General features: G+C 57.1%; 7 protein-coding genes. 4 read left to right on the top strand and 3 right to left on the bottom strand.

What is annotated here, in order from left to right; all coding sequences use genetic code 11:
* Window positions 1-105: 105 nt before the first annotated feature.
* Window positions 106-759: a phosphoribosylanthranilate isomerase gene (locus RE6C_RS10095; protein ID WP_008656250.1), complete on the bottom strand. Its 654-nt coding sequence runs from the start codon at window positions 757-759 to the stop codon at window positions 106-108.
* A 135-nt stretch (window positions 760-894) separates the two neighbouring features.
* On the opposite strand from RE6C_RS10095, the gene RE6C_RS10090 reads away from it, so the two are divergent.
* Window positions 895-1,818, top strand: coding sequence for a hypothetical protein (locus RE6C_RS10090; protein WP_008656249.1), 924 nt, complete (start codon window positions 895-897; stop codon window positions 1,816-1,818).
* Window positions 1,819-2,010: 192 nt separating this feature from the next.
* Window positions 2,011-4,863: a leucine--tRNA ligase gene (gene leuS / locus RE6C_RS10085; RefSeq protein WP_008656248.1), complete on the top strand. Its 2,853-nt coding sequence runs from the start codon at window positions 2,011-2,013 to the stop codon at window positions 4,861-4,863.
* Window positions 4,864-4,932: 69 nt separating this feature from the next.
* Here leuS and RE6C_RS10080 read toward each other — a convergent pair whose 3' ends face one another.
* Complete coding sequence (locus RE6C_RS10080) at window positions 4,933-6,279, bottom strand: acyltransferase family protein (protein WP_008656247.1); 1,347 nt, start codon at window positions 6,277-6,279, stop codon at window positions 4,933-4,935.
* A 271-nt stretch (window positions 6,280-6,550) separates the two neighbouring features.
* On the opposite strand from RE6C_RS10080, the gene RE6C_RS10075 reads away from it, so the two are divergent.
* A complete protein-coding gene (locus tag RE6C_RS10075; RefSeq protein ID WP_008656245.1) occupies window positions 6,551-7,792 on the top strand; it encodes a cofactor-independent phosphoglycerate mutase in 1,242 nt (413 codons plus the stop codon).
* Window positions 7,793-7,869: 77 nt separating this feature from the next.
* The gene (locus tag RE6C_RS10070) at window positions 7,870-9,657 is read left to right on the top strand and encodes an aspartate kinase (RefSeq protein WP_008656244.1); all 1,788 of its coding nucleotides are present in this window, start codon (window positions 7,870-7,872) and stop codon (window positions 9,655-9,657) included.
* 245 nt (window positions 9,658-9,902) lie between these two features.
* Here RE6C_RS10070 and RE6C_RS10060 read toward each other — a convergent pair whose 3' ends face one another.
* Window positions 9,903-11,327 carry a c-type cytochrome gene (locus RE6C_RS10060; RefSeq protein WP_008656243.1) on the bottom strand — a complete coding sequence of 475 codons (1,425 nt, stop codon included), beginning with the start codon at window positions 11,325-11,327 and terminating at the stop codon, window positions 9,903-9,905.
* Window positions 11,328-11,330 lie beyond the last annotated feature (3 nt).

The raw sequence follows: 11,330 nt of genomic DNA, 5'->3' as shown, positions 1-11,330 counted from the left end.
TAGCGCGTCTGCCAGTTCCGCCACGGCCGCGAGCTGTGTTGGTCTTTGCTGGACGGGAAAGTTTGGCACAAATCTGTCCGGCGTCAACGCCCAGTCACCCTGGATTCATCGAGCCGCTTCGCCGGGCCGGGCGGCTGCGACGAATTGGCGGATTTTCTCGGCGTTTTTGCGACCTTTGGGCTGCTCCACACCACTGGCAACGTCGACGCTGGTCGCCTCGCTGACCTGAATCGCCTCCGCGACGTTCTGAGGATTCAGACCGCCGGCCAACACCCATCCGGCCGCCGACTCACCGCGGCGATCCGCCCACGCTCGTATGCTCGGCCAATCCAACGGCTGGCCGCCTCCTCCGAACGAGGCTCCCGCGTCAGCATCGAGCAGGTACGAAACATCCAGGTCATTCCACTTGCCGATGACATCATCAATCTGCCCCGGCATGAGTTTCCCGCGGGGCAACCGAATGGCTCGCAAGATACGCTGGCCAGTCCGCACCAAATTCTCGGCCAGCGACACAGGTTCATCACCGTGCAGCTGAATCCAATCGAGCTGCAACGTGCTCGCTACCCGTTGGATGAAATCCAAGTCATGGTTGACGAACAATCCGACTCGCGTCAGTCCAGCATCGCGGGCTGCGGCGTTGATCTGAGACGTTTCCTGCGCATCGGGGTTGAGCGACCGGACGCTGGGTTCGTAGAAGTTCAATCCCACCGCGTCCGCTCCGGCCTCGGAAACGGATCGCACATCTTGCACGCTTCGCATGCCGCAAATTTTGATTGCGAACGGAGCCCGAGATGACGGCGTGGTGGGGGGATCGCTGGGACCGACGGGAGGCAAGGTTGTCACAATCGTCTCAAGTTTCCTGGATCACCGAAGTGGAACTGACCGATCAACTTGATGGACGGTCTCGAGATCTTCGGGCACGTTCAAAACGCCGATCCCTCGCATTTTCAGTGGCATCGTTTCGTGTCTGGCAAGTTCGCTGCATTGAGAATCCTAACACGCAACCCGCTCGTCGGCATCGCGGTCACCTCGATCGCCAGTTTCACGTTGGTCATGGCGATGTGGCCACCGCAGCCAACCCAGCATCGGGTTTCTTATCCGCGGGCGCTTCGCAACGAAATGTCTGCGGGCGAACCCAACGCTACCGAATGGTCGCACCGCATCGTTGCAAGCGACAACGTGGACGGATTTCGCAAACGACTATTGGACGCTCAACAACCCAAAGCATCTGCCAATGTGGGATGGGTGCGTTGGCGAAGCGAAGTGGCGGCCTTCTACGCAAAAGCCGAACAGGACCGAGTCGCGTCCAACGAGAATGCCTCGGAGTCACCGCTACGATTGGCTAGCCACACGCCTTCCGATCCGTCCTCCAATGAGTCTGAAAACGCATCCAAGTGGGCCGCGTTCTGGCAGAGCGAAACGGCACGCACCAATGAATGGTTGGCGGGCTATGAGCGAGCGAACGTGGATCGGATCGCGATGTTCGCGAAATCCATCGAGGTGAACACGCTTCCCGTGTCTTGGCCGGCTCGGGCCTGGGCTTGGGCAATCGGCGTGGCTCTGATGGTTGCGATCACAGCCTGGACCTGGCTCGAGGCCTGCCCGGTTCGTCGGTTGGAACTGGCCTCACTCGGCATCGGCGACCAAAGAGCGGAACCCGCCGACGGTTCGAAATCTGACTGGACTGACATGGCGTTTCGAGCCGAGTGGGTCGCGGTGAGTCAGCCCGCCGGAGTTTGGCTGCGGCGAACGACTGCCGTGAGCCTGGTGGTCGCGGCGAGCGTGCTGGTGCTGGTCCGCGCGATCGGCATCGCCTGAAACGCCGAGAACCGGGCAATCCAGCGAACCCCACGTGCGGCGTTCAGCTCTCATCCCTCGCGGCTCGCGCACCAGACCGCTTGCCCGAAAACGCCCTCTGAGGGAACCTGTTTGCAACGCGGAGTGGTCGCATTTTCTTTGCAAGTGCCCTGCCCCGCTCTGCCCTGCCCTTCCCCGCATCGCTAAGACGACATGGTCCGCTACAACCCCAACGAAATCGAACCTCGCTGGCAAGCCTACTGGGACGAACACCACACTTTCGCCACGCCCGAAAAGGTCGGTGAAAAGAAACGTTACGTGCTGGACATGTTCCCCTACCCCAGCGGCGACGGTTTGCACGTCGGGCACCCGGAAGGCTACACGGCAACCGACATCGTTTCGCGATTCGCACGAGCTCGCGGGGAATCGGTCTTGCACCCGATGGGATTCGACGCGTTTGGATTGCCCGCCGAAGAGCATGCGATCAAGACGGGCGAGCACCCTCGCGTTCAAACTCAACGCAACATCGACAACTTCACTCGCCAATTGAAGATGCTCGGTTTCAGCTACGACTGGGACCGAGTCTTGGCAACCACCGACGAAGAGTACTTCCGCTGGACGCAGTGGATTTTCGGCGTGTTGTACGACACCTGGTTCGACCACGACCAACAAAAAGGCCGACCGATCTCGGAGTTGCCGATCCCTGCCGAAGTCGCCGCGGAAGGTGAGTTGGCAATCGAGCAGTACCGCGATTCGAAGCGGTTGGCTTACCTCGATGACGCCTTGGTGAACTGGTGCCCGAAACTCGGCACGGTGTTGGCCAACGAAGAAGTGGTCGATGGCAAAAGTGAAGTGGGCGGGCACCCGGTCAAACGGATTCCACTGCGGCAATGGATGTTGCGGATCACTGATTACGCCGAACGTTTGTTGGAAGGCTTGGACGACCTCGATTGGCCAACCGGCATCAAGAAATTGCAGTCCGATTGGATTGGCCGCAGCACCGGTGGCGAAGTCGACTTCTACTTGCAACGCGGTGCCGCGGGCGACGACACCGGGCCGTTTGTTGCGTTCAAACGAGCTCGCGAAACAGAAGGCTTTCCGACCGATCCCGGCAAGGATTGCTTGCGCGTTTACACGACACGTCCCGACACCTTGTTCGGAGCGACCTACATGGTCGTCGCGCCGGAACACCCATTGATCGACGTGTTGGTCAAACCCGAACAGAAAGACGAAGTCGACGCCTATCGCGAAAAGGCTTCGTTCAAAAGTGACCGCGAACGAACCGATGGCGATCGAGCCAAGACGGGCGTCTTCACGGGCTCGCACGCGATCAACCCTGCCGACGGACGCAGCATCCCGATTTGGGTCGCGGACTATGTGTTGGCAGGATATGGAACGGGCGCGATCATGGCCGTCCCTGCTCACGACGAACGCGATTTTGAATTCGCCGTGGCGTTTGACTTGCCTGTCATCCCGGTCGTCGATCCACCAGCGGATCACAAGCAACGCGTAGAGATCTTGGCTGGCAAAGCCTGCTTCGCCGCGGAAGGCGTTGCGATCAACAGCGGCGAGTACGATGGCAAAACGACCGCGGAAGTCAAAGCCGCTTTGACCGCGGAATTGGCCCGACAAGGCTTGGCCTGCGAAGCCGTCAATTACAAGCTGCGTGATTGGTTGTTCAGCCGTCAACGTTTCTGGGGCGAGCCGTTTCCCGTCTTGCACGAAATTGATTCCGAAGGCAACGCAACCGGCGTGCGTCGCTTGGTTCCCGATGATCAATTGCCCGTGACGTTGCCGGAACTCGCGGACTTCAAACCGCACGGGCGGCCCGAGCCACCGCTCGCGAAAGCCGACGACGATTGGTTGATCGTGGAGCTCGACGGCAAACGCTATCGCCGCGAAACCAACACGATGCCTCAGTGGGCTGGTTCGTGCTGGTACTACTTGCGGTACATCGACCCTAAGAACAGCGATGCATTGATCGATCCGCAAAAGGAAAAGGATTGGATGCCGGTCGACTTGTACGTCGGTGGTGCCGAGCACGCTGTGTTGCACTTGTTGTACTCACGGTTCTGGCACAAAGTCCTGTTTGATCGCGGCCATGTGACTTGCCCGGAACCGTTTGGCAAACTGGTCAACCAAGGCATGATTCTCGGCGAAGTCGAATTCACCAGCTTTGTGGATCCGTCCGGCAAACATGTTTCCACGAAAGACGTCAAGAAAGACTCTGAGGGCAATCGCGTCCACAAAGCCACCGGCGAACCAGTCGAGATTGTTGCGTTGACGGAAGAACAAGTCGTCAAGAAAGGCGAAGGTTTTGTCTTGGCATCCGACGCCTCGATCAAGGTCGTCAGCCGCGCATTCAAGATGAGTAAAAGCCGCGGCAACGTCGTCAACCCAGACTCAGTCGTTCGCGATTATGGCGCAGATTCGCTGCGTTTGTACGAGATGTTCATGGGCCCGTTGGAGGCGACCAAGCCTTGGGCAATGAACGGCGTCGGCGGCGTGCGCAGCTTCCTCGATCGCGTCTGGCGGATGATCATCGATGAGCCCGAAGACGAGCTGAAGCTTTCCGATGCGGTGGTGGACACGGCTTGCGATGAAGAGCAACTTCGCGTGCTGCATCAAACGATTCGCAAGGTGACCGAAGACAACGAAGCGATGAGCTTCAACACCGCGATTGCAAAGATGATGGAATTCACCAATCACTTCACACGCTGCGAAACGCGGCCTCGTGAAGCGATGGAATCGTTCCTGATCTTGCTGGCTCCCTACGCACCTCACATGTGCGAAGAACTGTGGAAGCATCTCGGTCACAATGAATCGATTTCGCTGCAGCCTTGGCCGGAGTGGGACGAAGCCGCTTTGGTTCAGGCCAGCATCGAGATCCCGGTTCAGATCAACGGCAAGGTGAAAGCGAAGATCTCGTTGTCACCTGATGCGAAGCCGAACGAGATGGGCGAAGCAGCACTGGCGGATGCGGCGGTTCAAAACGCGATCGGCGACAAGAAGGTTGTCAAAACGATCGCCGTCCCCGGCCGAATGGTGAACCTGGTCGTCAAGTGATGCCCTGTAGGCCATGTCTCACATGGCGATGGTGAAACGCCGAGATATGGTTGCGAAATGGAACGCAACTCAGCCAGCGACCGCTTCGGCGACCGCTGGGCGGCGGACGCGAGCGGACACGTTGGCGTACAGCCGACGAAGAGCCTTCGTGATGGGTTGCTCGATCCGGTTCGTGATCACCAACGCCAGAGCGAACGAGAACACGATCACGATCGCCAAACAAACCAATGGTGGCAGGCCGGCTTGATCGAATGTGTTCAGCAACACGCAGCCGAGGTTGTTGTGACACAGATACAACGCGTACGAGATCGCACTGATGGTCACGAACGGTTTCAATCGCAGGACAGGAATCTTTCCGTAAGCGGCCATGGTTACCAGACCGATAATCAAGGCCGTCGCGGCAGGGTTGTGCTTGCCGTGATCGATGCTGTGGAAAACGCCCGCGGCGACAACAATGCCCAGCAAGTTCTTCCACTTTGGTCCCACTCCGGTCTTGATCATGTAGAGCAAGAACCCGATCGCGAACAATGGAACGAAGTCGAGCACCAATAAGTGCCTGACCGCGGACAATGCAGCAAACAACGACGTGTGTCCATAGCTGGCTTGGGCAGCATCCAATGCGGGACACAACACCAACGAAGCGGCCAACAACGATCCCCAACCGACGAAGTACCGCTGCAAGTAGCCTTTGCAAAACAGCGTCACCAAGACGAAGTAGAACATCATCTCGACTTGCAAGGTCCACATCACGGGATCAATGCATTCGTAGCCAAAGACACGTGGCATCAAAGTCAGATTGGCCAGGAACTGCTGCGTTGAAACCGGTTGGCCGTTCAACGGAGCAAACGTCACGATCCAAAGGTTCGCGAAGATCACCATCAAGAACAATGGCACGATTCGAATCAATCGAGCAGCCACAAAATCAACTGGCTTGCCACGACGCATCAGCGACATGCTGTTGACAAACCCGCTGAGAATGAAGAACAGCTCGACGCCGTAGGCACCATAGGGCCATTCCCCGCCCAGCGGACTGGAAAAGCCAAACTTGACCGCATACACGTGCGTGAAGTGGAACAACACCAAGTTGATGGCCGCCATCGCACGCAACGCATCCAGTTCTAGAATCCGGCGATGCGGTTTCAGGGTAGACGGCGTTTCGACCGTTTCACCTTCTAGCGTTTCTCGTTCGAAATCTGCTGGCGAGAAACCACCGAAAGACACATCGCGACCTTTGCGAACCGCACGCGCTAGCTGCCGAACCTCCAACGAAGATCGAACGGCGGGCAACGTTGGTAAGGCTGGTTCTTCCCAGTAATCCTGAACGGTCGGATTGTCCCAGGCATGTTCGGGCGGAAAATGACCTGAAAATGGGCCAATCGCCGAGTCGGAATCCGATGGGGATGGGGCAGAATGCATCGTTTGAAATTGGACCGGGAACGAAAAGGATCTCTTTGTCCGCTTAAGGATGGGTCAGCCCCTCCCTCTCAACCACCAATTTTTGTCGGCCCGATCAAAGTCCGCTCTTCTGTATGGCAGTCTGCATCGATCAGTTCAAAGTCAACGATGGTGGCAATCGAATCGATTTTGACGGTTCTTGGGACGCCGGTTTCCGTCGGGCCCTTTCGTTTTTGCGGGCGTTCAACGAAACTGCCGCAATTCTTTCGACCACCCAGGCGGAGCCTTCGCCATGAAATATGTTCTGATCATTCCCGACGGCTGTGCCGACGAACCCCTCGAATCTCTGAACGGACGCACACCGCTGCAAGCCGCGAATTTGCCTGCGATGGACAAAATCGCTTCGCTGGGCCGCGTCGGGGTAACCGACAACACGCCGATCGACTTTCCCGCCGGCAGCGAAATCGCCAACCTGTGCCTGTTGGGATACGATCCGAACATTTGCTTCACTGGCCGAGCTCCTTTGGAAGCCGCTGCCCAAGGCATCGAGCTGGGGCCTCACGATTGCGCCGTAAGATGCAATTTGGTAACGATTCGCGACCAGACGATGATCGACTTCACCGCCGATCACATCAGCACCGAGGAAGCGACGACGTTGCTGGAAGATCTGTCGAAGGAACTGTTCAGCGAAAACGGACCGCTCAGCGACAGCGATTTGGCCGGCCGTTTGGAATTTGTCCCTGGAGTCAGCTATCGCAATTTGATGCTATATCGCGGAGAGGCGGATCATCCATCGCCATTCACCAACGCGACGCGGTCGAGCGCTCCGCACGACTTGACCGACCTGAGTGTGATGGACGATTTCCCGCGTGGTCCCGGCAGCCAGATTTTGGTCGATCTGATGAACGCGTCGGCTGAGATCCTGGCCAAACACCCAATCAACATCGCTCGCAAAGCGGCCGGCAAAGACGTCGCGACTCACGTTTGGCTGTGGAGCTCTGGCGGTGCCCCCAAATTGTCGACGTTTGAAGAACGCTACGGGATTCGCGGCGTGATGATCACGGCAGTCGACCTGCTTCGCGGGATCGGTGCTTTGGCCGGTTGGCCTCGAATCGAAGTCGAAGGAGCCACCGGATACCTTGATACGAATTATGCAGGCAAAGGCGAAGCGGCAATCCAAGCCCTCGCTGACTATGATTTTGTTTGCGTCCACATCGAAGCTCCTGACGAAGCGTCTCACGAAGGCAACGTCGAAGCCAAGATCGAAGCGTTGCAGCAAATCGACCAGCAAATCGTCGCTCCGCTCTGGGAAGCCCTCTCCAAGCACGACGAACACCGCATGTTGATCTTGCCTGATCACCCGACGTTCTGCCGAACCAAGAAACACACACACGGCCCGGTGCCACTGACCATGGCCGGCACCGGCATCGAATCTGATTCGGCGACAACCTTTGACGAGATCTCCGCCAACGCATCGGGATGGGTGTTCGATCCCGGTTGGACCATGATGGACGCCTACATTCAAAAAGGCTGATCCATCAGATTCAAGGGCACATTGATTGCCTATCCACTTCCCCACTCCGCTTCCTTCCGTTTCGCTTCGACATTTCCATGTCCCTGATCGTTCAAAAATTTGGCGGCACGTCCGTCGCCGACACCGAAAAGATTCGTGCCGCGGCTCGGAAGGCAATTCGTGCTCAAAAAGCCGGCCATCGAGTCGTGATGGTCGTCAGCGCGATGGGCAAGAACACTGACACGTTGTTGGATCTGGCATCGCAAATCAGTGATGAACCACCGGCGCGCGAAATGGATATGTTGCTCAGCACGGGCGAACAAGTCAGCGTGGCGTTGGTCGCGATGGCGATCCACAGCATGGGTTCCCAAGCGGTCAGTCTGACCGGCGGCCAAATCGGACTGAAGACCGATAACAGCTTCAGCAAAGCTCGCATTCAATCGATTGACACCGGTCGCATCGAGCGTTTACTCGACGCCGGCAATATCGTCGTTGCGGCGGGTTTCCAAGGCATCGACGATGATTTGAACATCACGACGCTCGGACGAGGCGGAAGCGACACCACGGCGGTGGCCCTTGCCGCGGTTCTGGGTGCGGACGCTTGTGAAATCAACACCGACGTCGACGGGGTCTACACAACGGACCCGCGACTATTGGCCGAGGCACGTCGGGTCGACGTGATCAGCTACGACGAGATGCTGGAACTGGCTTCTCTGGGCGCCGGAGTGATGCACTCCCGCTCAATCGAATTTGCCAAGAAGTTCGAAGTGCCAATTCATGTCCGCAGCAGTTTTTCGGACCAAGACGGCACGATGATCGTTGCCCAACCCGAATCGGAAACGGCTCCGGTGTCGGGCGCAGCGCTCACCCGCGACGAAGCTCGCGTGACCGTGCTGGGTGTCCCGGATGTTCCCGGCATGAGCCAGAAAATCTTCTCGGCGATCGCTGCTCAGAAAGTCGCCGTGGACATGGTCGTCCAAAACGTTGGCACATCGGGCAAAGCCGATGTCTCGTTCACCGTCGCCGGTGGCGAACTGAAAAAGACGCTCACTGCACTCGAGGGCATCCTGGATTCACTCGGTGCCGATGGAGTCACTCACGACGATCAAGTTTCGAAGGTCAGCGTCGTTGGTTTGGGCATGGCTCATCAAAAGGCAGTCGCCGCCAGCATGTTCCGTGCTTTGGCCGAAGCCGACGTGAACATTCACATGATCACGACCAGCGAGATCAAAATCTCGTGCTTGGTCCCTCGCGACCAAGCAAACCAAGCCTTGCGGGCAGTTCACGAAGCGTTCTCGTTGGACCAACGTCCAAGTGACGCGAAAACGTGGAACGAAATCAAGGCAAGCAACGCGAAAGAAGCCGATGTGGCCGATGTTGTCGCACGTCTGCAAAACGATGCATTGGAAGCTCTGACACTCACCGACATATCGATCGTTCCTGCTCAAGCCCGAGTGACTCTGGATGGTGTGCCCGACCAAGTCGGCGTGGCAGCGGACATGTTCGAACAGATCGGCGAAGCCGGAATCTTCGTCGACATGATCGTGCAAGGCTACGACGGTGAAGACGGAAGCACGAGCGTCAGCTTCACGGTCGAACAAGCCGACTTGGATTCCGCAGAAAAGGTTGCTCGCGAGATTTGCGGCAAGCACTCGATGCGAGATGTCCGCGGTGCATCCGGAATCACCAAACTCAGCGTCAGTGGAATCGGATTGCGAAGCCACACGCAAGTCGGCACTGTGCTGTTTGAACAATTGGCAAACGCCGGGATCAACGTTGAAATGATCGCGACGAGCGAACTTCAAGTGAACGTGGTCATCCAAAGTGATCAAGCTGGCGACGCCGCGGCAAGGCTCAAACAAGCCTTCTCAGAAGCCTTGAATTAGACGTCGGTCCGGTTCCAATCGGACGTTCGCGTCCCAAATGGTTCGCCTCGCTTTGTTCCAAAGCATCGGCTGAAATGCCAGGTGATGACCTGGCCTACGCGTGGAGACCTACGCGTGGAGAGTTGTCCGGTGGGAACCGGACCTTCGATTGCCGTAGCCGAATTCGCCAAGAATTCGGACGGACGCGACATGAGAACCGAATTCTTGGCGAATCCGGCTACGTGAGTTGACGCTCGCCTCGAAGCTTACCGAGCGGCGACTTCGGTTGGCTTGGGTTCTTCGGCGGATTCTTCTTCGGGATCCGGAGGCGTCTGCAACGAACGCAAGTAATTGATCAGGTGCCACACGTCGTCTTCTTCAAACTCGCCCTCAACGAACGTGGCTGCTGGCATCGGTGAACCTTCAATGCCTTGCGTGATTCGGATGTACAAATCGTTGGCCGTTCCACCACCGTGGAACAATCCCGTGGCGAAGTTTCGTGGTTTGGCATTGATGGGCGGCAACGCTCCTCGAGCCAACAATGGAATCAGTGCGTCGCGGTTCTCAGGTTTGATGCCAATTCCGAGCGTCCATTCCTTTGTCCAATCGTCGAAATCGGTCGTCTGGCCATCGCCCAATCCATTGACGCCGTGGCACTTGCTGCACAACGCGATCTTGCCAACAAACAGCTCTTTCCCTCGCTTGACCGAATCAGCCAATGCCTCGGCTTGCTCCCCGTCTTGGAAAGCGACGAATTGCTCGTAATTATCCGCAACCGGTAGATCATTCGGCGGCTCCGGAACTTCCACGACCATATCGGGGGCGGCCAACCAAGCGTCCGCAATCTCCAGGGCGTAGTCTTCGGCAATTTCCCAACCTTCTTCGAACAGTTCTTTTTCTTCTTCGTCAGTGGAGTTCCTGTGAGCAGGGTTGATGATTCGATCACCGCCCTCCAGATCCAACTCGAAGATCGCGTCATCGATCAGAGTTCGCTCCAACTCACCTCGCCAAGAAAGATAAATCACATAATCAGTCAAGGCTTCGGTTTGTTGATTGATCACTTCTTCGTTGACAGCTTCGATTTCGTCGTCGCTGAGCGTCTCGATCGCTTTGCCGATGTGAGCTTCGACCTGTTCATCGGTCAGCTTTGGTAGAGCAACCATCGCGGAGCCTTGGATGCCATTTTTAATCAGCTTGGCCAAGTCTTCTCGCGTGGGTTTCTCACCTCGTTCGGTCGATTTGAACTTAAAAACACCCTTCCGGTAATCGCGAGGATACGGGTTCAAAATTGCAGAAGACGAACCGCGTCCATCACCACTGATACCGTGACAAATGGCACAGTGTCTTTGATAAAGCCCGCGGCCTTCTGCGTCAGCAGGCCCGGATGCCATCATCAGGTTGTCCAGCGACACAAGTGATGCGAAGTCTTCGTCTTCCATCGCGACCTCAGGCAACTTGGGTTGTTCCGGGGTCCCAAACATTTCGGTCACGATCCAAAAAGCATCTTTGGAAGCCTGTTCCATTTCGATGCCTTCCTTCAATTCGTACTTCATAGCATGCACGAGATTGGGCTCGAACGTCATCGGTTTCGGTTCGCTACAACCGCTGATGAACACCGAACCTGCCGCAATCGTGAAGGCCCCGGCCAAAGATGAAAAGGATTTTAGGCTACGAAGATAGTTGGACGGCATGAT

It is taken from the genome of Rhodopirellula europaea 6C (assembly GCF_000338295.1).
In the GTDB taxonomy this organism is placed as follows: Bacteria; Planctomycetota; Planctomycetia; order Pirellulales; family Pirellulaceae; genus Rhodopirellula; species Rhodopirellula europaea.
Note: the sequence above shows the minus strand (reverse complement) of the source record. Positions and strands in the feature narration are given on the sequence as shown.